Genomic DNA, 26,026 nt, shown 5'->3' with positions numbered 1-26,026 from the left:
CCGAAGGTGCACCAGCCGCACGGCAAAGCTCCTCATACCCATCGACTACTACATCAGCCAGGTTCTGGGGGAACCATGAAAGCGACGCGCTCTTTCGCCTTAACATCACCAAACACATTGGGCGACAAGACAAAAGCCATTGGGCTCGTTCGCAGTGACGTGTCCGGTCCAGACGCGCCACGCCATGCCATCGAGGTACAGCGGCACGCTCACACGCTCGGATATCAGTACCTCTACACGGTACGGCCACCGGCCGACATCGATGATCCGATCACGTACGCACTCGGCATAGCGGACGGTCTCGACGTCCAAGTGATCGTCGTGTTCGACCTCGGTCAGGTCGACTGCCGTCCCGCGTTGATCTGCGACGCCGGTTTCGACTTGGAAACCGTTTGCCCGCGAGGTACTTGGGTGCGCTCAGCGCGGCCTGTGCCTGGAGCCGAGACGGAGGCGTGATGTACGAAGACGCGCTGCTCGACCCGCCGAATATCTGTGGCATCGCCGAGGTCGAATTGGCGCATGCGCAGATGCGCCGACACCGGGCATGCCGGATCCAGCGATGTGCGTGGAAGCGGGTCGCCTATTACACACTCGTGCGCCACGGCCGGATCGCACCACCGAAGTCCAGCCCGCGCGAACGCGCCCGACAGCGCGGTATCGACTTTCCTGTCGACACCACCGACCACCCGCTGACCGAGGGCATACCCGAACTCCGGACACTGCACCAAGTGCTCGACGGTCTCGCCCGACTTGCACTACCGCCGACCTCCTCCGGCGATGGCGGCGAGAGCTGAACGGCCGTGGGCGCGTGGCAGATAGCGCACAGCGTCGTCGCGGTCGTCGGAGGCTGCGTGTTCGCGACGGTCGGGGTGGCGTGTGTGTGGCCGATCGACCAGCCACGCCGCGACCGGCCGGCCCGACGGCACTGCCGATTACGTCCAGTCGAATGGCCGAAGGCGTGGACATGCGGCCCACCGGATCAGCCGTTCACCCTCGACGATGCCCATGTGGCGATGCAACTGCACCGCGAGCACGACTGTGCGCGCAAGCACGCGGCCTTCGATGCACTGGTCGCGGCCGGCCGCATCCATCCCGATTCGACACGGCGACACCGACTCTGGGGCAAACCCTGGTGAACCGACACAAGAGGCACCAACGCCCGCTGTCCAAGCTGGATTCGACTGCCGCGCAGTGGCGTTCGCTCGATGCACGTGCTGGCGGATCTCATGGGGTCACTGATGCTGTGGCGGCCCGCCGGACGCATCCATCCCGATTCGACACGGCGACACCGACTCTGGGGCAAACCCTGGTGAACCGACACAAGAGGCACCAACGCCCGCTGTCCAAGCCGGATTCGACTGCCGCGCAGTGGCATTCGCTCGATGCACGTGCTGGCGGATCTCATGGGGTCACTGATGCCGCGGCGGCCCGCCGGACGCATCCATCCCGATTCGACACGGCGACACCCACTCTGGGGCAAACCCTGGTGAACCGACACAAGAGGCACCAACGCCCGCTGTCCAAGCCGGATTCGACTGCCGCGCAGTGGCATTCGCTGGATGCATGTGCTGGCGATCTCATGGGGTCACTGATGCCGCGGCGGGCCCGACAGCCAGTGCCCACGCCCGCGAATGGTCGATGCGGTCGGATCGGCACTCAACCGAAAGTCACTCGTCGGCTGGGCTGTTGGTGGTGGGGCCGGTTGTGTGCCTGCACGGATCGGCGCCAGCTGTCGAGATCCGCACTCCTCAGGGCGCTCGTGAAGGTGTGCATTCCGTGCGCGCACCGCCGATCGCCGGAGCAAGCGGGCCGGATACCGGCTGACCCGTAACGAGCATCCACGATACGGCTGCAGGCTGCGCTGGCCGCCGAAGGCGATGCATGCTGTCCGTTCCGCTTCAACCTTGCGGACGGCGGCACGCTGACCTGCTCGCCGCAAGGTAGGTCCGAACAGTTCGGCGGCCGGTTGTTCGGACCTTCCTTGCGGATTCGACGGATCGCGCCGCCGGAGCGGCTGCGCGTATACATCTGGGGCATCTATACCCACAGGTCCCTCACTCACCCCCGCAACCTTTGTCCGCACTCCGCAACCACCCCCGCAAACTAACCCCGAACTCCGCAACCTATACCCGAACAGAACACATGCGTCTGCGGCGGCGGCCGGGACCGGATCGACATCTCGGTCGACACCGCCGCCACCGCTCTCCGGATGTACCGGAGCGCTCGCATTCCCGGCCTGCTGCAAACCGAGGATCATGCCCGCTCCCTGCTCTGCACCAGCCGGAACCCGACATCAGCGGGGCGCATGTCCAGGTGTGGTTGATGTCGTAGGGCGTGCGCGCGCCAGTGCATCGTGCGGCCCGGCGACCACCGAGCGGCGGAACAAAAGACTCACGACTAACTTGAACGGAGCCTGTCAATGGCCGAATGGACTTGGGAACCAGACGATTTCGCCGCGCTCTGGTTCGGTCCCGAAATCAACCGATTCCCCAATCCACTCCGCTTCACCAGCCGGTTTCCCCACCGCGCCGACTTCGACGCCCACCGGGTCACCGTGCGCGAACGCTACTCCCGCGATGAAGAAGTCCGACTCGCCCTCCGCACGCTGACCACCTGCACCGTCCGGATCCAAATCTTCGGCGGCACAACCCAACACAAGGACCCCCGCGGTGGCGTCCACGTCTACCGTGTCGTGGGCGCGAGCAACGGAGACCACGCGATGTCGTTGGCCCAAACCACCTTCGGCGACGCCAACGGCCCGATCCGCTGCCGCCTGTTCCCCACCGACCACCTGCCCACACAACTCGCCGACAGTCTTCCGCCCTGCACACCCGGCAAGCGGGCTGCCGAAGACCGCAGCGACCGACCCGACAGCGACACCGCGCTCGACAGCTACCGTAGGCTGCTGCAGCGCCCCGCCGACGGCGGTGGTTCCGCCTTGCTCTACACCGGCCCCGTCGACAGCCCGAACACCCCCCTCGCCACTGTCCAATGGCACGACATCACCGACGACGGCCGCTACACCGAACTCCACGACCGATACCGCACCGTCCACCCCACCACCCGCACCGACCTGGCGGCCCACTTCACCACCTGGATAACCCGCGCCACTCACCCGCTTTCGGAGGCCGAGCAGGATCCCACGTAGTCGCCTCGCCACATCTGCCATGGGTTGGTCGAAGGTGCTTGTGCGCACAACCAGGATGCCACTTCGCGCGGTCGATCGGAGCCCGTCATCAGGGCAGAACGGAGTCTGCAAGGCAAACCAGTGTGCTGCTGGGGCAACACGATCGAAGGCGATCAGCTTTTCTTGCGGCACCAAGACAAGGAACGCTGAACGGTATCGGCCTTCCGCCGAAACCATCACGACCGGCTCGGCGCGCTGGTGCGCGGCGAACTCGGCACCCCCCGCGCACACCGATCCACCGGACACCTACGGCCACCGGTTGGCACGGTGGGAATTGGACGACATGGCGGTAGTGCTGGTCTCCGGCGACGACATCAACTCGCAATCGTGCTACGACGCGATCTTCCTCCGAATCTGCCCGGCGACATCGCCTCTGGCGAGCAGGTACTGGGCCGACAGAGTAGCCGCGGCCTCGGCAAACCAACCGCCAGCAGCCCTGCGATGACATGCGTCGAGGTTCGTGTCCAGCGGGGCCGAATCAGCGCTTGCGTTGGAGTGCGCTCCAACTTTTAGAGTCGGGGTATGGCTAAGACTGAGACCTCTACCAGCAATGATCGGTTCGAGCGCGGATTAGCGCTGCTACAGAAGATCGGTGGACAGGAGCGGCCCGCGGTATTGGACAGCCTGGCCGATATCGCGCCCGACTTGGGGCGGATGACCGTCGAGTTCGGGTACGGGGACGTGCTGTCGCGGCCGGGACTCACCCTGCGACAGCGGCAGCTGGCAACGGTAGCGGCTTTGGCCGCGATGGGAAATGCTGCCCCGCAGTTGCGGTTCCACATCGACGGTGCACTGAACGTCGGATGCGCCCGCGAGGAAATCGTCGAAACACTCATCCATCTCACCGTCTACGCGGGCTTCCCCGCCGCACTCAACGCCCTGACCGCCGCCCGCGAAGTCTTCAACGCCCGCACCGACCTCCCGGCTCCGGCCGAACCGGCACCATCAAGATCAGGTGGCACTGGTGGCGGGGCTTCTCGACCGATGCCGCCACAGTGTCCACCTGATCTTGATTCGCCGATTTCGAGCGGTGAGCGGTTTGCGCGCGGGAGGGTCAAGCTTGCTGAGATCGATGGTGATGTGGGGGAAGCGGTGATTGCTTCGTTGCGTGATATCGCGCCGGATCTGGGGCGATACATCATCGAATATGCCTTTGGCGATGTGTATTCGCGGCCCGGACTGGACCTGAAGACCCGTGAGATGGTGACCGTCGCGATGTGCACCGCGCTCGGTACCGCCGCGCCGCAACTGGGCGTGCACATCCATGGCCTGCTGAATGTCGGCGGTACCGAGACCGAGGTCGTTGAAATCATCACGCAGATGGCGGGTTACGCCGGATTCCCGGCCGCGCTGAACGGAATCGCCGTGGCACGTGCTGTTCTCGCGGAGCGCAACTGACTCCCTTACCCCACTCACGGCGATACCGGCGCGGGCCGCGGCGGCCGACGCATCGCCTCCGGCGGCGGACGGCATGCCGCCGGAAGGCAAGCACACCGTCGGCGCGGCTCGCTCCACATCCGGCCGGCCCCGTCCTGGCGGAACGCGGCCGCACCGCACTGTGCACACCTCGGTGCGGCGCCCGACAAGCGAGCGCCGCACCGGGACCCCTCATCAGGGCATCGGGCTACTTTTCGGCGGCGCGCCGGAAGCAGTGTGCGGAGGCGGCCAGATACTGGCGGCAGCGGGCGCCGTGGCCCGCGTGAACGGACAGAATGAAGCGTGCCCGGTCATCGCTCAGACCCACCGGCTCCTGATGACAATCGCGGCTCTGCACGAGCCACAATTCCCGGATATCGGAATGCAAAACATCCATTGTTCACCTCCAGCGAAGCAATAAGTGCACCCGGCACCGGCGGCGCCGCCGGAACCCGCGTTCAACGCTGAGGATCGCCAGCGTCGGGACCGTGCGTCGGGCTCCGGAGAGCCGGCGCCCCCGAAAGGGTTTGGGGCACAAACCCGGTGCCGGGTACCACTTCAGCGTGCACGTTGCGATTCGGTGGATAACAGAGCCGAATGCGATAAATGCGAGTAATTTTCGGTTGAATCTCACCTGGTACAAGGGAGCGGGACCTATGGTTGAGGTCGACTGGACCGGCGAAGACGTACTCGCCCTTCGCGCGGCGATGAAGCGAAGTCGCTATGAGTTCGCGCGCTTGGTGGGCGTCACCCCGCGCACCGTGATCTTGTGGGAGAACGGCCGGACAACCCGGATGCATGCCGCAAGCAGGCGTTTGCTCGACCGAGTGCTGTCGGAGGCCGATTCGGTCGTCATCGCGCGATTCGAGCGCGCGATCGCGGACCCGGCGCCGGCCCGCAATACCGACGAAACGAGCGCGGCGCTCGATCGGATACAGCTCGGTAGGGACATCGGGCTCGACAAGGAAGTCGAGGATGACGACGTGAGAAGGCGATTGTTTTTGGCCTGTATCGGCGCGGGCCTGGCCGGTCAGGCGGCCGAAATGGTCGCGAGCGAACCGGAGAAGATGCTCGCCACCCTGGACGCGGGCTCGATCAGCGAACGGCGGCTCGGCCTGATCGAGCAATCCGTCGAGGCCCTCGGCGCCCGCGTCGTGCAGGTGCCCCCGCACGAGTTGCTGCACACCACACTCGACCAATTCCGCGCGGTCCGCGGCTGCCTCGCGGAGCGGCAGGCCACCCACCATCAAATCCGACTGGTCCGTACGGCCGGGCGCCTGGCGAATGTCGTCGGCGAAATTCTGTTCAATGAGGGGCATTTCGGCCAGGCGCGATTGTGGTACACCACCGCAATTCACGCCGCCCAGGACATCGGCGACCGCTATTCCGAGGACATCGCATTGGCCGGATTGTCATATCTACCGACCTATAGCGATAATCCGAAGGAAGTTTTGAACCTGCTCACCCCGCGCCTCGAAGAAAATCCGGGCCATGGTCCGGCGGCGGCCTGGTTGTGGGGAATGGCGGCCCGCGCACACGCCAGCCTCGGCAATTCCGACGGCTTCGCCCGCTGCATCGCGCGATCGGAGCAGGCGCTGGAAAATACTCCCGCGGAACAGCTCTCGATCGGCATCTTTTCCTTCCGCCCGGAGAAGCTCGCCTTCTACCAGGCCATCGGCTACTCCCGATTGGGCCGCGCCGAGGAGACCGCCCTGGCATCCGAGCGGGCAATCGGACGCTACGACCCCAGCGAGACCATGGAACCCGCGCTGGTCCGGTTCGAACACGCCACCGCACTGCTCGCCTCGGGCGAGGTGGACGAGGCCTGTGCGGTGGCGACCCGCGCGATCACCAATGGCCACACCTATGTCGGCCTCACCGTCACCAAGCGCGCCAAGCAATTCGATTCCGCGCTTTCGGGTTTCCGGGGTCGCGCCGTCGCCGACTGGCGCGAGCAGGCCCGGATAATTGTCGATACCGCGCGCACCCGGGCCTGAGCGGGCAGGGCGTCCGTGCCAGCCCGGCCAGCGCCGCTACCGTAGGGCGGTCGAAAAAATCGCGGACGTCGACGGTAATGCCGAGCGCGGCCCCGATGCGGGCAATGGCGCGGGTGGCAATGAGCGAGTTGCCGCCGAGCGCGAAGAAATCGTCGTCCGCACCGACCCGATCCGCCGCCAGCAGTTCGCCGAAGATCTCGGCGACGGTCGCCTCGGCCTCGGTCGACGGTGCTCGGTATCGGTCCGCGCTCGACCCGAATACCGGTTCCGGCAGTGCGCGCCGATCCAGCTTGCCATTGGCAGTGACCGGCATTTCGTCGAGCACCAGCACCAGCGACGGCACCATGTAGTCGGGTAGGTCGCGGCGGGTGGATTCCAGTAGGGCGGCCGGATCGAGCACGACACCACGGTCGGCCACCACATAACCGACCAGATGATCGCCGCCCACATGCCGATGCAGCAGCACCGCGGCCTGCGCGACCTGCTCATTGCGCAGCAGCGCCGCCTCGACCTCGCCGAGCTCGATGCGCAGCCCACGCAGCTTCACCTGGAAATCGATGCGGCCCAGGTATTCCAATTCGTCCGGGCCGCCGATGCCATCGGTGCGCCAGCGGACCAGGTCGCCGGTGCGGTACATCCGGTCGCCCGGCGCGCCTTCGGGATTGGCCACGAAGCGGTCGGCCGTCAGTCCGGGACGAGCCACATAGCCGCGGGCCAGCTGCACTCCGGCGATATACAGCTCACCGACGACACCACTGGCCACCGGCCGCAAATTGTCGTCCAGCACCAGCAATTCGGTGTCATCGGCGGGTACGCCGATGGGCACGGTGGAGTTGTCGGCGGTGGTGACCTCGTGCGCGGTGACATCGACGGCGGCCTCGGTGGGACCGTACAGGTTGTGCAGTGTCGCGCCGCTGATAGCGCGCAACGCCGCCGCGGTCGCGGCCGGTAGCGCCTCGCCGGAGGCGAATACCAGGCGCAGAGTCCGTGCCGCGCTTTCGATCTGCGGCTCGGCCACGAATACCGCGAGCATCGAGGGTACGAAATGCGCGACGGTGACACGACGTTCGGCGATCGTGCGCGCCAGATACGCCGGATCACGATGACCATCCGGCGCCGCGAGCACCAGCCGCGCGCCGACCTGCAACGGCCAGAAGAACTCCCACACCGAAACGTCGAAGGTGAACGGTGTCTTCTGTAGCACCACATCGTCGCCGCGTAGTCGATACAGCCGCTGCCGCCAGCGCAGGTTGGCCAGGATCGAACGATGCGATACCGCGACACCTTTCGGGCGACCCGTCGATCCGGAGGTGAAGATGACGTAGGCGGTATTGTCCGCTGACGGCCGCGGGCGATCATCGTCGAGCGATGCTGCGGCCTCAGCCGCGTCGAATTCATCTATCCGCAGTACCCGGATATCCGGCCCGAGTTCGGGCTGGTCGTGGGTAGTGGTGAGGACCAGGACCGGTGCGGCGACTTCGAGGACATACCCGATGCGTTCGGCCGGATGCTCCGGATCGATGGGCACATAAGCCCCGCCCGCCTCGAGGATCGCGTACATGCCGACCATGAGGTCGAACGAACGTCGCACGGCAAGCCCCACCAGGCTGTCCGGGCCGACACCCAGCTCGATCAACCGCCGGGCGAGCGCGTTCACGCGGCTGGAGAACTCCGCGTAGGTGAGCGTCGCGCCCGCGAATTCCAGGGCCACCGCGTCCGGGGTCCGGCGCACCTGCTCCGCGAATTCGCTGACCAGAGTCTCGATCGGCGCGAATGTCGACGGCAACACGTGCGCCGCCGTCGTCAGGGCATCATCGAGCAGTCGCTCGAGTACGGTCGCGAGCGCGCCGTCACCCGACTCGAGCAGGGCGGGCAGCTGACCGGAGACCACCACCGAGACCAGTGCGTCGGCGCCGAGTCCGCCGCCCATGGCCTCGTCCAGCACCATGATCTCGGTTGCCAGCACGCCATAGGTGATCACGGTCCCGGCGTGCCGCAGGGCGACCCGCTCCGGATCCAATTCGGCGACCTTCGCGATCAGGATGGGTAGGTCGTCGAGGCCGTACGCCCGGCGCAGTGCCGAATGATCATAGGCGGCAACACGATTGCCGAGTTCGCCGGATGCGACCGATTCTGCCTGGGACATCAGCTAATTCCTTCCGAATCGACTTCCAACCCCGAGTTGGAGAGCACGGCCCGCGCCTCGGTGCGCAGGGTCCGCAGGACGGCGGCGAGACCACTGCCGCCGAGGGCGGCCAAGAGGCCGGGCACCAGCCCGGCGAGGGCGACATCGACGAGCGCTTCCGGTTTCGCGGTCGGGCCCATGGCCTTGGCGACCGTCACGAGCTTGTCGGCCAGCTCGCCGTAGGTCACTGTGTGCGCGTCGTGGGTGAAAGCGACGGCACCGGCATCGATTTCGGCGGCAGCGGCGATCAGCGCGGGCAGGCCGGCCGGCGGTGCGGCTCCGGTGCGCGACCTTTCACCGGTACCGCGAATGTCGATGGCGCGGATGGCGATGGCCGGATCCGCCGCGACGATCTCGAATATTCGATGGAGCCGGGCGGCGAACAGCCGGACCGTCGCGGCATCGAAAATGTCGGTCGCGTAACCGAATCGCATATCCAATCCGGCCGGGTCACCGGCCGCGTCGAACCGCTCCGTGCCGGTCAGCTGCATGTCGTATTTGGCCTCCGCCAACGCGAGATCGAGCACCGCTACCTCCAGGCCGGGCAGTGCGACCGATTCGGACGGCATGTTCTGGAAGGTGAACAGCACTTGGAACAACGGGCATCGTCGACGAGCGCGACCGCATCGGGCGTCCGCCGCACCTGCGTCTCGAATGCGGCCGGCAGGGTGGCGGCACGGCTCGACGACGCGGCGATGCCGCACTCGATCACACGCTGCCGATCCGCGACATCCAGCAGCGGCAGATCCCCCACCACCAGTTCGGCATCGACGGCAATCGCGCGCAGCAGACGAACCAACCACTCCGCGTAGTCGGCAATGGTGGATTCGTCGAATAGATCGGTGGCGTAGGTGAATTCCGCTCGAACCCCCGCCGGTGCCGGACCTTCCCCGAGTCCGGCACCGGCGAAGCCTTCGGTGACCGTGAGCTGGAGATCGAATTTGGTCACTCCGGTCTCCAGCCTACTGGTGCAGGCCGACAAATCGGGGAGTTCGAATGCGATGTCCGCGGCATTGTCGAAAGCTAGCAATACCTGGAACAGTGGATGCCGTGCTTGCGAGCGCGGCGGGTTGATGGCATCGACCAGCTGCTCGAATGGCAATTCCGCATGGCCGAAGGCGGCGAGATCGCTCTCCCGCACCCGCGCGAGCAGCGCTGAGAAGGGTGCCGCGGCATCGACAAAGGTCCGCAGCACCAGGGTGTTGACGAACATGCCGACGAGATCGTCCAGCGCCCGCTCACCGCGTCCGGCGACCGGCGTGCCGATCACGATGTCGTCGCTACCGGACAGCCGGGACAGCAGCACCGCCAACGTGGCGTGCAACACCATGAAGTTCGAAACACCACGGGCACGGGCGAGTTTCACGACTTCGGTGTGCACGTCGCCCGGAATTTCGAACCCGAAGACCGCACCCCGTCCGGATGCGACGGCGGGCCGGGACCGGTCGGCGGGCAGCTCGATCAGATCGGGCGCACCGGCGAGCGTGGCGGTCCAGAACTCCAGCTGCCGGGCCGATGGCGTGGTCGGATCCGATGCGGAGCCGAGCACTTCATGCTGCCAGAGACTGTAATCGGCATACTGCACCGGCAGCGGCCGCCAATCCGGCGCAGCGCCCGCATGCCGGGATCCATATGCGGACATGACATCTCGTGCCAATACCCGCAGCGACAGGCCGTCCGCGGCAATATGATGCAGCACCAGCGCCAGCGCGCAGCTCTCGTCATCGACCAGGAAAATCCGTGCCCGCATGGGTACTTCGCGTTCCAGGTCGAAGCCGAGCGCGGCGAACCGAGCCAGCTCCGCGTCCAGTTCGTCGGCGCCGATGGATTCCGGCGCGCCCACCACGACGACCTCGCCCGCGGACAGGACGACTTGCCGGGCCGCCACCCCATCCGACACCGCGGGAAAGATCGTGCGCAGCGCCTCGTGCCGATCGACCAGATCGGTCAAGGCCAGCCGCAGCGCGGAAATGTCGACCGCACCACGCAATCGCACCACGAATGGCATGTTGTAACCGGCGCCGGCGGTTTCGAACCGGTTGAGGAACCAGATCCGTTGCTGTGCCGGAGATAGCGGAACCAGCGGCGGCCGGTGTCGCGCCCGCAGCTGCGCGAGCACCGGCACGCCACTGGATCCACCCGCCCGCTCGATGAGTTCGGCGAGGGCGGACACCGTGGTAGCGGTGAACAATTCGCGAACCCCGAGCCGGCAGCCCAGTTCGGCGCCCAACCGCGCCGCGACCTGGGTGGCCACCAAACTATTGCCGCCGAGCGCGAAGAAGTCGTCGTCGCGCCCGACCCGATCGTGTCCGAGCACCGCACCGAACACCTGCGCGACCGCGGCCTCCACCGACGTCGCGACCTCGGCGTATTCGGTCGAGATCCGCTCGGGCGCGGGCAGCGCGGCTCGATCCAATTTGCCGGAGGCATTGACCGGCAGCGCATCCAGCACCACAAATGCGGCGGGCACCATATACGCGGGCAACGCGCGCATGGCCGCGGTGCGCAGGCGGGCGGGAGACACCGTGCCGGTCCCGGATTCGACCACATAGGCGACCAACTGCTCGCCCACCCCCGCGGCATCGCGCACCAGGACCACCGCGCGCAGCACCGATTCGACGGTCCCGAGCACGGCTTCGATCTCACCGAGCTCGATCCGCAGCCCGCGCAATTTCACCTGGAAATCGGTGCGGCCCAGATACTCCAGCTCACCGTGGTTGGTCCAGCGGACCAGATCACCGGTGCGGTACATCCGGGTAGCCGACCCGAACGGATTCGCGACGAATCGATCGGCGGTGAGCCCTGGGCGGTCGAGATAACCACGGGCGAGCTGTACCCCCGACAGATACAGCTCGCCCGCAGCCCCGACCGGTACCGGCCGCAGCCGCGAATCGAGTACGTAGAGCCGGGTATTGAAGACCGGCGCGCCGATCGGCACCGAGAGGGTATCGGTATCGGTCACTTCGTGGAAGGTGACGTCGACCGCCGCCTCCGTGGGACCGTACAAGTTGTGCAGCCGCACACCGGTCAACCCCCGCAGTCGCTGCGCCAGCGCGGCGGGCAGCGCCTCGCCCGACGCGAAGACGGTGCGCAGCGTGGTGCGATCATCGCACTCCGGCTGTGCCAGAAATACTTCCAGCATGGATGGCACGAAATGTGCGGTCGTCACGCCATATTCGGCCATGATCGCCCGCAGATAGGCCGGATCACGATGACCGTCGTGGTCGGCGAGCACCAGCCGCGCCCCGATCTGCAACGGCCAGAAGAACTCCCACACCGACACATCGAAGGTGGCGGGCGTCTTCTGCAGCACCGCATCATCGGCCGACAACCGATAGTGCTGCTGCATCCACACCAGCCGATTCACGATCGCCTCGTGGGCGACGGCGACCCCCTTCGGCAGCCCGGTCGACCCGGAGGTGAAGATCACGTACGCGGTCTGCCCCGGCCGCAGCGCGGCGGTGCGTTCCCGATCCCAGACCGGACCATCCGCATACTCGGCGAGATCCAGCCCATCGATCCGGAGCACCGGCACTCCGGCGAGCTCCGTGGCTTCCGTGGTGAGTACGCATGTCGGTCGCGCGGTGGTCAGAATGTGCGCGGTGCGCTCGGCTGGGTGATCCGGATCCAGCGGCACATAGGCCGCGCCCGCGGCGAGGACGGCGTATATCGCGACAACGAGCTCGGGCGAGCGCCGGATGTCGACCGCCACCAGCGTCTCGGGCCCGACGCCGAGTCCGATCAAATGCCGGGCCAACCGATTGCTGTACCCGGCGAGTTCCCGATACGTCAGATCCGGCGCACCCGCGAACCGCACCGCGACAGCATCCGGCGTCCGCGCGACCTGCGCCTCGAACATCGAAACCAGTGTCGGGGCACCGGCGACCGCCGCGGGCACATCGAAGCCGGTCGCATTCCAGATCCGGGTGCTGACTTCGAGTTCCAATTCGGTCGCCACCGCCACCGCCGCCATCGGCGTATCGACCTCGGTGGCCACCAAACGCTCCAGATACCGCACGAATCGCGTGTGATGGCGCGCGATGTCATCGGCGGCATAGAGATTCGGATTCGCCTCGAAATCGACGTGCACGCTGTCGCGCTCGCCGTAGTAGACGTTGAGGCTCAGATCCTCCACCGGCCCGGTGGACAATACGTGGTACCGGCCGACCGCATCGCCCAGCGTCAGCTCGCTGCCGAACAACATGATGTTGGCCAGCGGACCGAACAGCGCACGGCGCGCGGGCCGCCCGTCGTGTTCGGCATCGCGGCGGATGTCCTCGTGCCGATACCGCTGGTGCCGGAGCGCACCCGCCACCTCGACGCGCGTCGCCCGCAGCAGTTCGCCCCAGGTGCCGTCGACCGCGAGCCGCAGCGGCACGATATTCGACAGCATCCCCGCCGACCGCCGCATCAGCGCGGTGGTGCGCGCGGTCACCGGCAGACTCAGCACCGCCTCGTCCCGATCGGTGAGCCGCCCGAGATATCCGGCGAAGGCCGCGAGCAGTACCACCGCGAGTGTCGAATCCTGATTCGCCGCAAGCGAATTCATCCGCTCGACGAGCACATCCGGCAATACCCGCCCGGCGATCAGATTGGTCGCCGAGCGCGGTGCGGTCCGCCCGTCCAGGCTGGTCGCGGCGTCGAGCCCGGCGACCCGCTCCGCCCAGTGCGCCCGGTCGGTCTCGAAGCGTGCACTATCCCGATAGGCGAATTCGCCGTCGACCAGCTCGGTCAGCGCACCGGGCTGAACCGCCTGCGGCTCGGTGCCGAGCACTCGCGCGGTATACAACTGCGCCACCCGCTGGGTATTGGTCAGCGCGCCGAATCCGTCGAGCACGATGTGATGCGCCCGCAGATACCAGAAGGACCGCTGGTCCGCGACCCGCAGCACGGCACCGGCGAACAGCGGATCGGTCAGCATGTCGACGGGCGCGCTCGCATCCGCGCGCATCCAGGCGTGCGCCTCCGCCACCGGATCGGGGCGTTCGCGCAGGTCGATTACCTGGATATCGACCGAATTCGCCGGATCGACGCACTGATTCGGCACCCCACCGGATGCGCCGAGCCGCACCAGCACCGATTCGTACTCCCGGGCCGCGATGACCGACATCTCCTGCAGGACCGCGGAATCCAGCACGCCGGGCACGTCGACGTACTGGGCCACATTGATCGGCACGTCGGGATCGAGCAACTGCGCGTACCAGATCCCCAGCTGTGCCGGTGCGAGCGGAAACGGCTGGTTGTCCGGAGCGTCAGGTAAGCAGTCATTCGCCAGGGCCGCGGCCCCCTCCGCTCGCGCCCCACCCAACTCCGTACCGTGCACCAGAGCCTCCTTGTTCGGCGTAAAACAACTGGCCGAACGCTTTCGGGCAGCACGAATAAGCCGCTGCGGCAACGCTGTTCAGCGTTGCCACATGGCTTCGACGCCACCAGAAGATGATTCGGCGAATGCGCGGGGCGCGACGACACCCACGCTGGATCGAAACAGATTGCGCCCCGCCTGCGCCTAGCTCTTGATCGCTCCTCCAACGTCGCTGCCGCGGTGCGGGCCCCGCAGCGGTGTCAGCTACATCACACGGATGTGATCCGCATTGCGAACAGTAGGCGCTTCGTTAATAAAAGGGAACTTTTTGCTCTAAAAAAAATTGGTCGGCCGTCCAGCGCTCTCAGCTGGTCCGACACAACAGGGCAAAGCTGTGTCCGCGACCACAATTCGATCGCAGATGTGAACCACAGCACTTTCGGATGTGCAGACTATGAGCGCGAACGTTGCATCCGCGTTGCATCGGCGCCGAGCCGCCGATCGAGCACCCGAATCTTGGCCTCGATCTGCGCATACAGTGGCGAATCGCGATCTACGGTCGCCCGGTACGCGCCCCAGGCCGCGGCATCGTCGCGCCCCTCCGCACATGCGGTCCACCGGCGTAGCACCGCGGCATCGCCGGAACCGAGCACCGCGGCGCGCAGCCGAACCCGAAGTTCATCGCGGATATCGATAATTCCCGGCGCGGTCGAGCGCGGCAGCACCGGACCCGCGTACAGCCGTAATGCGGTATCGACATCACCGGAATCGAGGGCGGCCCGCAGCGCCTCGATATCGGTCGCGATATGCACCCGGAGCCGATACGGGCGCGAACCGAATACGTTCGGGCCGACCACCGCGCGCAGCCGCGACATGGCGGCGCGGATGGTGCCGTTATCGAGATCCGTATCGTCGAGCAGCAGTGCGAGATGATCCGCGCCGAGCCCCTCCGGATGTTCGGCGAGCAGCAGCAGAATCTCGGCGTGCCGCTGCGACAACGGAACTCGATCCCCCGCGACGGTCAGCAGCGGCTGTCCGAGCCCGAGCACATCCAGACCCAAGCGCGCCACCGCGATTTCATCGGTCGAACTCGCCGCCCCGCGCTGACCAGCGCGCATCGCGGTGAGCAGCAGATCCATTTCGGCCGCGGTCGAGGTCGCCTTCACCAATGCCAGAATCTCGGGCTTGGCCACCCGCACGCCCCCGGCGATCATCAACACCCCGACCAACCTGCCGTCGGGATCGTGCACCGGCGCCGCGGCACCGGTGATCTGCTGCATCCGGTGCAGAAAGTGTTCCGGCCCATGGATCCACGCGGCCCGACCGGTGCGCACCACGAGGCCGACGGCATTCGTGCCGATGCGGCGTTCGCTCAGATCATCGCCCGCCCGCAGCCCGATGTCGGCGGCGGCATCGACTTGATCGGAATTGCCGTGCACCCACAGCACCCGGCCGAACTGATCGGCGACCGCGACGATCAAACCCGTTCTGGCCGTGTCCTGTACGAGCAACTTGTCGATCAGCGGCATCAATGCGGCAATCGGATGCGCATCGCGGTAACGCTGCAGATCCGCGCCGCGCAGACCGCGCCCGTCGAGCGGATCCATCGGGTCGACACCGCCACGCACACTGCGCAACCAGGATTCGAGCACGACGGGACGCAGCAGACCGGCAAGCTGCGAAAGTTGCTCACCACCCGCGCTGAGATATCCGTGTGCTTGTGCGGCATAGGCTTCCAGTGCGCCGAGCTGAGTGCCGGGTTCGACGCCGTGCCGTGGGGGCCGCCCACCTGCAAGATTGCTGACCATTAGCCTTTCTTTCCGCCCCAAACTGTACCGGCGCGCATTACCAGGCAAGGGCGGTTGCCTGCGTTTGTACGCCAGGTCACAACTCGTTCAGATCCTCACACAAATGCGACCTCCGCCTTTCGGATTCCTAGCCGAGGTATTCGGCGATACGTTCGGCAATCAGTACCGTCGTCGCCTGTGGACCGCGACTCAGCGGCACCGGAACAACGGAAAGATCCACCACGGACAGACCGGTCGTACCGTGCACGTTGCACTGCTCATCGACCACCGCGCGCTCATCGTCCGCACCGCCCATTCGGCAGGTGCCCGACAGATGTTGTGAAGTATCCAGATTCGCGTACAGCCACGCATCATCCGGTTTCGATTCCGGCATGCGCACCACCGGTATCGCGTGCAATATCTCGCGTGCCGCGGCGACCGACTCCCGTAACCGAATCCGATCCGCGGCCTCCGATAAGTAGCGGTAATCGATATGCGGCGGCACGGCCGGATCGGCGGAGCGCAGTCGCAGCACACCTTCGGAATGCGGGCGCATGAGCGCCACGCCCAAACGTTGGATATACGGGGTAAACGTTACGGCGTACGGACGGATTTCGACATCGCCGAGCTCCAGCACGTATTCCAGCGCGACGCCCTCGCCGGTCGGATACGACGGATCGAGGCGGTAGTCGATGCCGATCTCAGGGTGATCGCTGACCCAACCGCCGACCGGCGCGGGATGCACCACCGGAATATCCAGCGCCCGAAGCTGTTCCGGAGCACCGATACCCGAGCGCAGCAGCAGTGCCGCGGATTCGATCGCACCCGCGCACAACACGATGCGATCCGCGTCGAGCGCACCCGGCTTACCCTCGTGCACGTAGTCCACCCCGATGGCGCGCGTGCCATGGAACCGGATGCGGGTCACCGGCATTGCGCCGGTCACCGTGAGATTCGGTCGCCCGAGCGCGGGCGCCAGATATGCGGATCCGGTGTCGACCCGCCTGCCATCGTCGATATTGCACGGCACCGGACCGAAACCCTCGGCCGGCCCCGCGCCGGGCAGTGCGTTCAGGTCGGGTATCAGTGGCAGGCCGAGTGCCGCACAAGCCGTGGCGAATTCGCAGCTCAGGGGTCCGGGAGCGGCGGCACGGCGCACCGGTATCGGGCCGGTCGTGCCGTGTCCCGGCTGGTCGCCGAAATCATGGTCGCGCTCGAGTCGGCGGAATGCGGGCAGGACCGCATCGAAGGACCAGCCATCGAGCTCCTTGCTCCACGCGGCGAAATCCGCCGCCGTCGCCCGCACGAAGTAGCCGCCGTTGATCGCACCCGATCCACCGATCACCTTGCCACGCACGATATTCCCGGTGACCGCACCCGCCAGGGTCACGGGATAGCGCCACACCCACGGTGATTCGGGTCCGATCGGCATCCGAGTCGCATCGAGCAGTGCCGCCGGATCGGTCGACACCGGACCCGCCTCCAGCAGCCGCACCTGATGGTCCGGATCCGCGCTCAGCCGGGCCGCCAGCACACAACCGGCCGTGCCACCACCGATGATCAAGGTGTCGATCATCTACATCAGCTCATCGGGTGGTACAGCCATTACACGTTCGATTCAGCTCCGGGGTGTGCTCGGTTTGAGCGATTCCAGGCTGCGCGCGCGGAAGGCGCCCAGCCACAGGCCCGTTCCGTAGGCGATATCGTCCATCCGCTTGTAGGCCACGTAGCGGAACGGGTCGAGCCCACCCGCGTCACGATGGGTGAACCAGTCGGCCAGACCGTCCGCGACTGCCATGGTGACCGCGATACGCCGGACCCGCCGGGACAGAATCATCGCCAACATGGTGACCGGCCAATAGTGTCGGCACATGGCCGAGGCCAGTCGCCAGATACCCGCGAAGTAGCCGCGCGCCAGATAGATCGCCGCGATCCGGGTCGGGTTGTCCAGCCCGGTGAAGACCCGGCGTAGTCGGGTCAGCGCGGTCACCAGGGTGATGAGTCCGCCGATCAGTCCCCAGTTCGTCAGCGTGGCGAACAGCATGGTCGCGACCACCGTCCAGAACGGCACCGACAGCGGCGTCACCATGCCCGCATGCCGCTCGCCGAGCGGCGCGGCCCCGGTGCCGTAGAACAGCTTACGACCGAACCACGCGCGGAACGAGATTCGATGATCGTGCGCGACATGCGCCGCCGGCTCATACCGCAGCCGCCAGCCCGCCTGCTCCAGCCGCCAGCACAGATCGACGTCCTCGGCCACCTGCATCGACTCGTCGAATCCGTCCTGCGCGAGCAGCGCCCTGCGGCGCACCAGCAGCGCCGCGCTCGGCACATAGGAGACCAGCCCGCGCGACTGCACGGCCGATTCGCGCCGTCCGAGATCGAGCGAGGAGCGGGTGTGTTCATAGCGCGCGAGGGCGTTCGACTCCGGATCCAGCGCGACGATCCGCGGCGCGACCAGCGCGACCTCCGGATCGCTGAAGTGTCCGAGCATCACCTCGAGCCAGCCGCTGCGCGGGACCACATCGGAGTCCAGGAAGGCGACGAAGTCAGTTGTCGCGGCCCGCAATCCGGCATTGCGCGCGGCCGCCGGGCCCTGTCTGCGGTCGTGGCGCAGTACGGTCACCCGGCAGCGGGTGCCGCGGTTGGGCGGGATCTGGACGGGCTGATCCGAGCCGTCGTCGACGACGATCACATTGTGTCCGCGCAATGCCGCGAGCAAGCGGGCGAGTCCGTCGGCGTTGTTGTGCAGTGGCACGATCACGGTCACGTCGTCGAGCGACGGCAACAACCGGGGGCGCGGATTGGCGACACCGGAGTCGAGCAGCCGTCTGGCAACAACGGCGGACTTCGGGCCATCGACCTCGAGGTACCCGTCGCCGATCATCTCGGCGGCCTCCGGGGCAAGTCGCAGCAACCGGGCGGGTGAACCCCCGATCAGGATGCGCCCCCCGGAGTATGCGCGTACCCGTGGATCGATCCGCACCCCGAATCCGTCGGGCAGGCGATCATGGCGCATTCCTGGCATGCTAGGCGGAGATTCGCTCATTGGCACCATCAGTCCGGAAAAAAGGACGGAATTCCGCACGAATCCGCCCACGTAGCGCGGGAACTCCCGCCGACGCGCGTCTTCGGCGGGTCGCACGCGACTCGCCGAAGACAGCTGGCAACGCGAGGGCAATCATCCATTCGCCACTCGATAGCCATCGCCGATCAACGGGATAGCGCATGGCTGGCTACCGGCCCCACATCAGTTCAGCGGACTCTCGTCACAGGCTCGCGCGGGTCGCCGCTCCGGCGACAGGCGTTCCGCCGCGGGCCGAGATACCGACAGTGTCAGCGGAATCGGGCCTGACTTACGCGATCCGGGTCGGCTCGGCCCCCCGCGCCGGGAGTGGTCGACCGACGAGCGCGGGATCATCCGCCCGGCATCGGCCAGCGCTGCCTCGCCGTAGCCCTGGACGCATTCCGGATCGGGTCCGTCGGCGGGCAGGCCGGTGAAGAACTTCGCCGCCATGCAGCCACCGCGGCAGGAGTCGTAATGGGCACAGCCGGAGCAGGCACCGCCGCCGCTGGGCTCGCGCAGGTCGGCGAAGAGGTCCGACTCCTGCCACACGGTGCGGAAACCACCGTCCGCCACCACATTTCCGGCGTGGAACTTGTCGTGGATGGCGAAGGGGCAGGCATAGACATCGCCGACCGGATCCACCAGGCAGACCACCCGGCCCGCACCGCACATATTCAATCCGGGCAGCGCCGCGCCGAAGGCGGACAGATGGAAGAACGAATCGCCGGTTAGCACGCCCTCGCCATTGCGCACCAGCCAGTCGTAAAGCACCCGTTGCTGTTCCGGCAGCGGATGCAGGTCGTCCCACACATCGGCACCGCGCCCCGACGGCCGCAACCGGGTCAAACGCAATGTGGCGCCGTACTTGTCGGCGATCGCCTTGAACTCGTCGAGCTGGGCGATATTGTGCCGGGTCGCGACGACGGACAGTTTGGCGTCCGCGAATCCCGCCGCTGCCAGATTCTCCAACGCCCTGATCGCCATCGCGTAGGAGCCGGGTCCACGCACCGCGTCGTTGACCTCGGCATCGGCGCCGTCCAGCGAAATCTGCACGTCCACATAGTCACTGGCGGCCAGGCGGGTGGCGACCTCCGGTGTGATGCGAACTCCGTTGGTGGAGAACTTCACTCCGACATGGTGCGCGGTCGCGTAGTCGACCAGTTCCCAGAAGTCCGGGCGCACAGTGGGTTCCCCGCCGCCGATATTCACATAGAAGATCTGCATGCGCTCGAACTCGTCGATCAGCGCCTTGCACTGCTCGGTGCTCAGCTCGCGCGGATCGCGGCGCCCCGAGGACGACAGGCAGTGCACACAGGACAGATTGCAGGCGTAGGTCAATTCCCACGTCAGGCAGATCGGTGCGGCCAAACCGGTTTCGAATTTATCGATCAGTCGACCGCCGGTGGCAGTAGACGGCCGCCCGACCGGTGGCAGCGGCGCGACGGCGGGTATCGGAGCGCTGCCCGGCGCGGCCGGCCTGATCATGTCGGAGTCGGCCAACTGATCCAACGCCCGAACATATTGTCCGGCACGGTCATCCGTGACGCCCGCCGCATGTAGCGCCGCACGCGCCGAGACATGCGCGGGCAGCGACCGCACGATCTCGAGTATCCGCGGACTCTTCAGAAATGAGAGTTTGCGGGTGCCGAAGTGGTAGAGCAGCGCGCCGAAGGACTCCGGCCGCAGTGCCACCCGCGGATGCAGTTCCCATCGGGTATCGAGATCGAGCATGGTCGCCGCGCCCGTCAGTAGACGCCGCACATGCCGTCGATGGAGACCTCTTCGATGAGGGTCTCCTCGACCAGCGGCGCTTCCTCGACCGCCCGGGACTCGGCCGCCCCGATCCGTCCGGTGTTGTCGGTATCGGTGTGTCCGATGGCTCCGTACTCCGGCATGCCTACCTCCGCGATATAACCGGCTTCCGCGACCACTGGTGTAGCCGCCATCACACAATAACGTCATTAGCTGACAAAATGGAACAGGGGATGTGCGGACCCGACTCGGCGCACGCACGGACGCACCCCGACCGCGGCGGAGCCGCGCGCTCTAGACTGCGGGTGGCAAGCAGCTGAACAGGACATGACGGGCGGCAATTCGACCCGACAGCGGTAGAGGTGGCATGGGAGTCGGACAAATGCAGACGAGCGGGGGCGGAAATACCCCGCGGTGCGAGCTCGAGCCCCGGAGGCAGAAGTTTGCGTAACCACGGAGGGCCCGGGAGCACCGCGAGTCGGACCCCGCGGCGCGAACTCGAGGGCCGGAGGCGGCAGCATGCGTAACCAGGGAGGCCCTGGGAGCACCGCAAATCGGACACTGTCGGAGTCCGAGATCGTCGAGGCCGCGTTACGGGTGGTACGCGAGGACGGCGTGGAGAAGTTGTCTATGCGACGACTCTCCCGCGAGCTCGGCGTTTCCCCGATGGCGCCGTATTACTACGTCGCGGATAAGCGTGAGCTGCTCGACCTCGTCGCCACCGCGGCGCTGACCGGCGTTCGCAAACCGCCGGCCGATTCTGGGCCGTGGCAGCACCGGCTGCGCGATCTGATCGACCAGATCGATGAGAAACTGCGCAAACATCCCGGACTCGGCGATGTGCTGATCGAACAAATGCTGGGAAAACAGCTCGACCTGATCGCCGCGATCATGGAAATCCTGTTCGAGGCCGGCTTCAACGACCGCAATGTGCTCGCCGGGTACGCGACGATTCACACCTACCTATTCGGCCGCCGCCGGGTGAACCCGAGGGAACCGCAGCCGCTGTCGGATGTCGCACTGCCCGAGGCGGTGGCGCGGGCCACCCGATACATGCCCGACCTGCGCGGAAAGTACGCCTACGACTTCGGCATGGAGGTGCTGATCGCGGGGCTGGAGGCCCAGCTTGTCCGTCAGCCCGATCCCGACGTACGATGAAACTGAAACACGTTCTAGTTTTGTTGCGGTTCGAGAGGACGAGATGACCACGGTCGAGGTTCCACACGGTTCGCGTTCGGTCGTGCTGCGGGTCGCCGCGGTCATCACCGAGACGTCGGACACCTGTTCGCTGGTCTTCGACGTCCCCGACGAGTCGCGCGAACGTTTCAGCTATCAGCCGGGCCAGTTCCTCACCCTGCGCATCCCGAGCGAGCTGACCGGTTCGGTGGCCCGGTGCTATTCGCTGGCCAGCTCGCCGTACACCGACGACAAGCCCAAGGTGACCGTCAAGCGCACCGCGGGCGGCTACGGATCGAACTGGCTGTGCGACAACGTCAAAGCGGGCGACGCGCTCGAAGTGCTGCCGCCCTCGGGCGTTTTCACGCCGAAGGATCTCGATGACGATCTGCTGCTGTTCGGCGCGGGCAGCGGCATCACCCCGGTGATGTCCATCCTGAAGTCGGCGCTGGCACGTGGTTCCGGCCGAATCGTATTGGTGTACGCCAATCGCGATCCCGAGTCGGTGATCTTCGCGGGCGAGCTGCGCGAATTGGCCGAGAAGCATCCGCAGCGGTTCACCGTGATCCACTGGCTGGAGTATCTGCAGGGACTGCCGACCGTCGACGGTTTGGCCACCCTGGTCGCGCCGTACACGAGCTACCACGCCTTCATGTGCGGGCCCAAGCCGTTTATGGACCGGGTGCACGACGCGCTCGCCCAGCTCGAGGTGCCGCGCGCACGCACCCACGCCGAGGTGTTCAATTCCCTTGCGGGAGATCCGTTCGCGGATCAGGCGCCGGTCGAGGTGACCGAGGAGGAGGCGGCCGATGCGGCCACCGTCGAGGTCGAACTCGACGGCACGGTGCACGAGCTGAAGTGGCCGCGCAAGCAAACCCTGGTCGACATCATGCTGTCGAAGGGGCTGGATGTGCCGTACTCCTGCCAGGAGGGCGAATGCGGATCCTGTGCGTGCACGGTACTCGAGGGCAAGGTCGAAATGGACAATGCCGAAATCCTCGATCCCGAGGATATCGAGAACGGCTATATCCTCGGCTGCCAGGCGCATCCGGTCACCGATCACCTGCGCATCCAATTCTGAGCTCCGGTGGGGCCAAGCCCCACACCCACCCTTTACAGCTCGCGGTAGTGGACGCGTAAAGCGGGATCGAGCCGCTCGGTCGCGTAACTCAGTGCGGTGCGGCCCATGCGCGCCGCGTACTTGTCGAGGAAGCCGGTGAGCAGTCGCTCATCGATGCGCTTGCCCACCTCGCGCAGCATCCAGCCGTGCGCCTTCTGGATCAGATCGCGGCGGTCGTCGAGGAGGCGTTCGCAGACTTCGAAGGTGGTCGTGGCATCCCCCGCCTTGATGAACGCGAAGGTTGTCAGCAATGCCACCCGGCGCTCCCAGAGCGAGTCCGCGCGGGCGAGTTCGAAAATCAGGTCGCGGGGTCGGTCGAGTAGCCAAGGGCCGATGATGTTTTCGGCGGATACGTCGACCAGATCCCAGTTGTTCACCCGGCCTCGGCGCACCGCGGCAAGGTAGAGCTCGACCATCGCCGCCTGCGCATCGATATCGAGCGTGCGCGGTTTGGTCGCCGTGGCGAAACTCGCATTGAGGATGATCAGCGCGGCCAGCCGGTCCTCGTGCACGGCGCTGTCCAGTAGTGCGTCGATCTCGTCGAGCGGAAGTGCCGCAAAGCGTTTCGCGATCGATCTCGTGATGGGCACGCGCACACCGAGAAAGACGTCGCCCTCCCCGTACTCACCGGGCCCGGTCTTGAAGAACCGCTGCAGATGGATCGCATCGGCCGGGTCCGCGACCTCGGCCAGCGCCGCATGGACCTCGGCGGCGGTCGGTAGGGCTGTAGCCATCGGTGAACCTCCGATCGTCGAGCAGACCAAGGTCATTCAACACGGTCGAGCAACGGGGCGACCGACGCGAATCGCCGGTCCTACCCCCGAGCTCCCAGAATCCGACCCGACTCGAATGCCGCCGCACTGGCGGGCAATTCACCCGGCCGACCGCTGTTGCGCACCCGCACCTCACCGTTTCCGGTGGTCGGCCGGTCGAGTGCCGCCATACGCCGAATCGTCTGCGCCGCAACGGCTTGCGCACTGTCGAACAGTCGCACCCCGTCCGGCAGCGCGGCCACGATGGCATCGATGACCAGCGGATAGTGGGTACAGCCGAGCACCACACCCTCGACATCGTCCGGCGTCTGTTCGGCCGCGCGCGCGATCGAATCACGGGCCGCGACCAGATCACCGCGATCGATCGAATCAGCCAAACCATGGCAGGCGATACCGACCACCTTCGCATCGCCACCGAAGCGGTCGATCAGATCGGCCTGGTATCTGCTGGCCGTGGTCGCCGCGGTGGCCCACACCGCGACCGATTTGCATACCGCCGCGGCGGGTTTGATCGCGGGAACCGTGCCGATCACCGGAATATCCGGCCCGACCTCGGCGCGCACCTCGTCCAGGGCGGTGACACTGGCGGTATTGCACGGCAGTACGAGGACTTCCGCGCCGAGCCGAACCGAGCTACGCGCCGCGTCGACCACTCGGTCGGTCACCCACTGCTCGGGCTTGGGACCCCACGGCGCGCCATCCGGGTCCAACTGGAGTAGCAGGTCGACATCGGGCCGCAGCTTGCGCAGCCAGGCGGCCGTGGGCAGCAACCCCAGCCCGGAATCGATGAGCGCGACGATCACCCGACCACCGTATTACAACCGGCAACCACGCCCTATTCGGCCGCCGAGCTGCTTGTTTCGAGCGACCTGGGTCTAATGGCTACGACTGGGCGGCCGCGAGCAGGTCCGCGATCGGCGCACCCGCGGCGATCTTCGCGCGGACCTTCATCACCTGAGCGGTCATGCCCGCACCCACCACACCGGTCAGATTGCCGTTTTGCGAGTAGTAGGCGAGGAATTTGCGGCCGTCGTCGGAGACGACGTGGATCTCGTCATCCGCATTCGGGGTGCCGAGCGCCTGGATCTTCACGTCGTACTGATCGCTCCAGAAGTACGGCACCCGCGCCGCGGTGGGCGGTTCCGCGCCGAGCAGTGCACACGCCAGCAGCCGCGCCTGCTCACCGGCATTGGTCCAATGCTCGACACGCTTGCGCTGACCGGTCTCGTGCAGCCACGCGGATACGTCGCCCACCGCCCACACACCCTCGACCGAGGTGCGCCCCACCTCGTCCGCGAGTATGCCGCCACCGGCCGACGGCTCGGCGAGTGCGATACCGGAATCGGCGAGCCATTCGGTCACCGGCCGGGAACCGACCCCGATGACAACCAGATCGGCGGCCACCTCGCTGCCGTCGGAGAGCCGAGCCCCGCGCACGTGATCGTTATCGGAGAGGAAGGTGTCCAGGCCGGTTTCACAGCGCAGATCGACGCCCTCGTCCCGATGCATGCGAGCGACCAGCGCACCGATCTCGGCACCCAGCACGGAGGCCAGCGGCGTCGGCTGCGGTTCGATGAGCACGACCTGGACACCACCGGCCCGGAAACTTGCCGCGAGCTCGCAACCGATGAATCCGGCTCCGACCACCAGCGCCGTCCCCGCACCGGCCAATTCGTCGCGCAGCGCGGCGGCGTCGGCATAGCCGCGCAGCACGTGCACCCCTCCCAGATCGGGCAGCCCTGGCAGGCGGCGCGGCCGCAGGCCCGTCGCGATGATCAGCTGGTCGTAGTCGAGCATGCCGCCATCGGCCAGGCGCACCTGGCGCGCGCCGGTGTCGACGCCGACCGCCTCGGTACTCAGCCGCAGGTCGATCTGCTTCTCGTCGAAGAATTCGGCCGGGCGCAAGGTGGTGTCATCGGTTTCGCCGCGCACGAACTGCTTGGACAGCGGCGGGCGATCGTAGGGCAGCCGCGACTCCTCGCCGACGAGGATCAATTCACCCTCGTATCCGGCGCGGCGCAGCTCTTCCGCCGTGCGCAAGCCGGCCAGACCAGCTCCGACGATCACAATCGGCCCGTTCATGCCTCCACCTCGCTACGCTCGGCTCCGGCATGACCGGGCCACCCGGCTCTGTTAATGGTTCGCTCACTACGCTCACTCACGCGGCCCCCACCTCGCTACGCTCGGCTCCGGCATGACCGGGCCACCCGGCTCTGTTAATGGTTCGCTCACTACGCTCACTCACGCGGCCCCCACCTCGCTAC

21 protein-coding genes are annotated in these 26,026 nt (G+C 66.5%); 9 read left to right on the top strand and 12 right to left on the bottom strand.

The annotated features are described in order from the left end of the window. Positions 1 to 75: 75 nt before the first annotated feature. The 6 genes from AB0L58_RS38695 (at position 76) to AB0L58_RS38670 (ending at position 4,585) form a co-directional block, all read left to right on the top strand. Positions 76 to 456 carry a hypothetical protein gene (locus AB0L58_RS38695; protein WP_364395444.1) on the top strand — a complete coding sequence of 127 codons (381 nt, stop codon included), beginning with the start codon at positions 76 to 78 and terminating at the stop codon, positions 454 to 456. Beyond that, positions 456 to 794, top strand: coding sequence for a hypothetical protein (locus AB0L58_RS38690; protein ID WP_364395442.1), 339 nt, complete (start codon positions 456 to 458; stop codon positions 792 to 794). The genes AB0L58_RS38695 and AB0L58_RS38690 overlap by 1 nt, the downstream gene beginning before the upstream one ends. 57 nt (positions 795 to 851) lie before the next feature. Then, positions 852 to 1,136, top strand: a complete 285-nt coding sequence (locus AB0L58_RS38685) for a hypothetical protein (RefSeq protein WP_364395440.1) — start codon at positions 852 to 854, stop codon at positions 1,134 to 1,136. A gap of 989 nt (positions 1,137 to 2,125) precedes the next feature. Then, entirely contained in the window at positions 2,126 to 2,323 is a 198-nt protein-coding gene (locus AB0L58_RS38680) for a Scr1 family TA system antitoxin-like transcriptional regulator (RefSeq protein WP_364395568.1), read from the top strand. 96 nt (positions 2,324 to 2,419) lie between these two features. Beyond that, positions 2,420 to 3,148, top strand: a complete 729-nt coding sequence (locus tag AB0L58_RS38675; protein WP_364395438.1) for an ESX secretion-associated protein EspG — start codon at positions 2,420 to 2,422, stop codon at positions 3,146 to 3,148. A 561-nt stretch (positions 3,149 to 3,709) separates the two neighbouring features. Continuing rightward, positions 3,710 to 4,585, top strand: a complete 876-nt coding sequence (locus AB0L58_RS38670; RefSeq protein WP_364395436.1) for a carboxymuconolactone decarboxylase family protein — start codon at positions 3,710 to 3,712, stop codon at positions 4,583 to 4,585. A gap of 226 nt (positions 4,586 to 4,811) precedes the next feature. Here the strand turns inward: AB0L58_RS38670 and AB0L58_RS38665 are convergent, their stop codons facing one another. Continuing rightward, positions 4,812 to 5,000, bottom strand: a complete 189-nt coding sequence (locus AB0L58_RS38665; protein ID WP_364395434.1) for a hypothetical protein — start codon at positions 4,998 to 5,000, stop codon at positions 4,812 to 4,814. Between the two features lie 259 nt (positions 5,001 to 5,259). Here AB0L58_RS38665 and AB0L58_RS38660 point away from each other — a divergent pair, with 259 nt between their 5' ends. Next, positions 5,260 to 6,600, top strand: a complete 1,341-nt coding sequence (locus tag AB0L58_RS38660) for a helix-turn-helix transcriptional regulator (RefSeq protein ID WP_364395432.1) — start codon at positions 5,260 to 5,262, stop codon at positions 6,598 to 6,600. Here the strand turns inward: AB0L58_RS38660 and AB0L58_RS38655 are convergent. The 8 genes from AB0L58_RS38655 to mftA all read right to left on the bottom strand — a co-directional run bounded on the left by AB0L58_RS38655 (position 6,485) and on the right by mftA (position 20,785). Continuing rightward, complete coding sequence (locus tag AB0L58_RS38655) at positions 6,485 to 8,746, bottom strand: amino acid adenylation domain-containing protein (RefSeq protein ID WP_364395430.1); 2,262 nt, start codon at positions 8,744 to 8,746, stop codon at positions 6,485 to 6,487. The two genes, AB0L58_RS38660 and AB0L58_RS38655, sit on opposite strands and share 116 nt — an antisense overlap. Then, entirely contained in the window at positions 8,746 to 9,354 is a 609-nt protein-coding gene (locus AB0L58_RS38650) for a hypothetical protein (protein WP_364395428.1), read from the bottom strand. Before AB0L58_RS38650 ends, AB0L58_RS38655 begins: the two co-directional genes overlap by 1 nt. Further along, positions 9,315 to 14,108, bottom strand: a complete 4,794-nt coding sequence (locus AB0L58_RS38645) for an amino acid adenylation domain-containing protein (protein WP_364395426.1) — start codon at positions 14,106 to 14,108, stop codon at positions 9,315 to 9,317. Before AB0L58_RS38645 ends, AB0L58_RS38650 begins: the two co-directional genes overlap by 40 nt. Positions 14,109 to 14,539: 431 nt before the next feature. Then, a complete protein-coding gene (locus tag AB0L58_RS38640) occupies positions 14,540 to 15,895 on the bottom strand; it encodes a GAF domain-containing protein (protein ID WP_364395424.1) in 1,356 nt (451 codons plus the stop codon). Between the two features lie 127 nt (positions 15,896 to 16,022). Then, complete coding sequence (gene mftG / locus AB0L58_RS38635) at positions 16,023 to 17,450, bottom strand: mycofactocin system GMC family oxidoreductase MftG (RefSeq protein ID WP_364395422.1); 1,428 nt, start codon at positions 17,448 to 17,450, stop codon at positions 16,023 to 16,025. 42 nt (positions 17,451 to 17,492) lie between these two features. Further along, positions 17,493 to 18,893, bottom strand: coding sequence for a mycofactocin biosynthesis glycosyltransferase MftF (gene mftF / locus AB0L58_RS38630; RefSeq protein ID WP_364395419.1), 1,401 nt, complete (start codon positions 18,891 to 18,893; stop codon positions 17,493 to 17,495). Positions 18,894 to 19,124: 231 nt separating this feature from the next. Further along, positions 19,125 to 20,672 (bottom strand): mycofactocin radical SAM maturase, encoded by a 1,548-nt coding sequence (gene mftC / locus AB0L58_RS38625; protein ID WP_364395566.1) that lies wholly within the window; start codon positions 20,670 to 20,672, stop codon positions 19,125 to 19,127. A 14-nt stretch (positions 20,673 to 20,686) separates the two neighbouring features. Continuing rightward, positions 20,687 to 20,785: a mycofactocin precursor MftA gene (gene mftA, locus AB0L58_RS38620; protein WP_364395564.1), complete on the bottom strand. Its 99-nt coding sequence runs from the start codon at positions 20,783 to 20,785 to the stop codon at positions 20,687 to 20,689. Positions 20,786 to 21,212: 427 nt separating this feature from the next. Between mftA and mftR2 the strand changes: the two genes are divergently transcribed. Then, entirely contained in the window at positions 21,213 to 21,851 is a 639-nt protein-coding gene (gene mftR2 / locus AB0L58_RS38615; protein ID WP_364395417.1) for a mycofactocin system transcriptional regulator MftR2, read from the top strand. Positions 21,852 to 21,894: 43 nt separating this feature from the next. Beyond that, positions 21,895 to 22,950 (top strand): ferredoxin--NADP reductase, encoded by a 1,056-nt coding sequence (locus AB0L58_RS38610; protein WP_364395415.1) that lies wholly within the window; start codon positions 21,895 to 21,897, stop codon positions 22,948 to 22,950. A gap of 32 nt (positions 22,951 to 22,982) precedes the next feature. On the opposite strand, the gene AB0L58_RS38605 is transcribed toward AB0L58_RS38610, so the two are convergent. The 3 genes from AB0L58_RS38605 to AB0L58_RS38595 form a co-directional block, all read right to left on the bottom strand. Next, a complete protein-coding gene (locus AB0L58_RS38605; RefSeq protein ID WP_364395413.1) occupies positions 22,983 to 23,723 on the bottom strand; it encodes a DNA alkylation repair protein in 741 nt (246 codons plus the stop codon). An 80-nt stretch (positions 23,724 to 23,803) separates the two neighbouring features. Then, the gene (locus tag AB0L58_RS38600) at positions 23,804 to 24,565 is read right to left on the bottom strand and encodes an aspartate/glutamate racemase family protein (RefSeq protein ID WP_364395411.1); all 762 of its coding nucleotides are present in this window, start codon (positions 24,563 to 24,565) and stop codon (positions 23,804 to 23,806) included. 79 nt (positions 24,566 to 24,644) lie between these two features. Beyond that, positions 24,645 to 25,844: an FAD/NAD(P)-binding oxidoreductase gene (locus AB0L58_RS38595; protein ID WP_364395409.1), complete on the bottom strand. Its 1,200-nt coding sequence runs from the start codon at positions 25,842 to 25,844 to the stop codon at positions 24,645 to 24,647. Positions 25,845 to 26,026: the final 182 nt, after the last annotated feature.

Source organism: Nocardia sp. NPDC052112, assembly GCF_040680135.1.
GTDB lineage: Bacteria > Actinomycetota > Actinomycetes > Mycobacteriales > Mycobacteriaceae > Nocardia.
Note: the sequence above shows the minus strand (reverse complement) of the source record. Positions and strands in the feature narration are given on the sequence as shown.

Bases quoted from the DNA above. Each gene is read 5' to 3' on its own strand.
- AB0L58_RS38695 (WP_364395444.1), top strand. From the start codon at position 76: ATGAAAGCGACGCGCTCTTTCGCCTTAACATCACCAAACACATTGGGC.
- AB0L58_RS38690 (WP_364395442.1), top strand. From the start codon at position 456: ATGTACGAAGACGCGCTGCTCGACCCGCCGAATATCTGTGGCATCGCC.
- AB0L58_RS38675 (WP_364395438.1), top strand. From the start codon at position 2,420: ATGGCCGAATGGACTTGGGAACCAGACGATTTCGCCGCGCTCTGGTTC.
- AB0L58_RS38670 (WP_364395436.1), top strand. From the start codon at position 3,710: ATGGCTAAGACTGAGACCTCTACCAGCAATGATCGGTTCGAGCGCGGA.
- AB0L58_RS38665 (WP_364395434.1), bottom strand. From the start codon at position 5,000: ATGGATGTTTTGCATTCCGATATCCGGGAATTGTGGCTCGTGCAGAGC.
- AB0L58_RS38660 (WP_364395432.1), top strand. From the start codon at position 5,260: ATGGTTGAGGTCGACTGGACCGGCGAAGACGTACTCGCCCTTCGCGCG.
- AB0L58_RS38655 (WP_364395430.1), bottom strand. From the start codon at position 8,746: ATGTCCCAGGCAGAATCGGTCGCATCCGGCGAACTCGGCAATCGTGTT.
- AB0L58_RS38650 (WP_364395428.1), bottom strand. From the start codon at position 9,354: ATGCCGTCCGAATCGGTCGCACTGCCCGGCCTGGAGGTAGCGGTGCTC.
- AB0L58_RS38640 (WP_364395424.1), bottom strand. From the start codon at position 15,895: ATGGTCAGCAATCTTGCAGGTGGGCGGCCCCCACGGCACGGCGTCGAA.
- mftG (WP_364395422.1), bottom strand. From the start codon at position 17,450: ATGATCGACACCTTGATCATCGGTGGTGGCACGGCCGGTTGTGTGCTG.
- mftF (WP_364395419.1), bottom strand. From the start codon at position 18,893: ATGCGCCATGATCGCCTGCCCGACGGATTCGGGGTGCGGATCGATCCA.
- mftC (WP_364395566.1), bottom strand. From the start codon at position 20,672: ATGCTCGATCTCGATACCCGATGGGAACTGCATCCGCGGGTGGCACTG.
- mftR2 (WP_364395417.1), top strand. From the start codon at position 21,213: ATGCGTAACCAGGGAGGCCCTGGGAGCACCGCAAATCGGACACTGTCG.
- AB0L58_RS38610 (WP_364395415.1), top strand. From the start codon at position 21,895: ATGACCACGGTCGAGGTTCCACACGGTTCGCGTTCGGTCGTGCTGCGG.
- AB0L58_RS38605 (WP_364395413.1), bottom strand. From the start codon at position 23,723: ATGGCTACAGCCCTACCGACCGCCGCCGAGGTCCATGCGGCGCTGGCC.
- AB0L58_RS38595 (WP_364395409.1), bottom strand. From the start codon at position 25,844: ATGAACGGGCCGATTGTGATCGTCGGAGCTGGTCTGGCCGGCTTGCGC.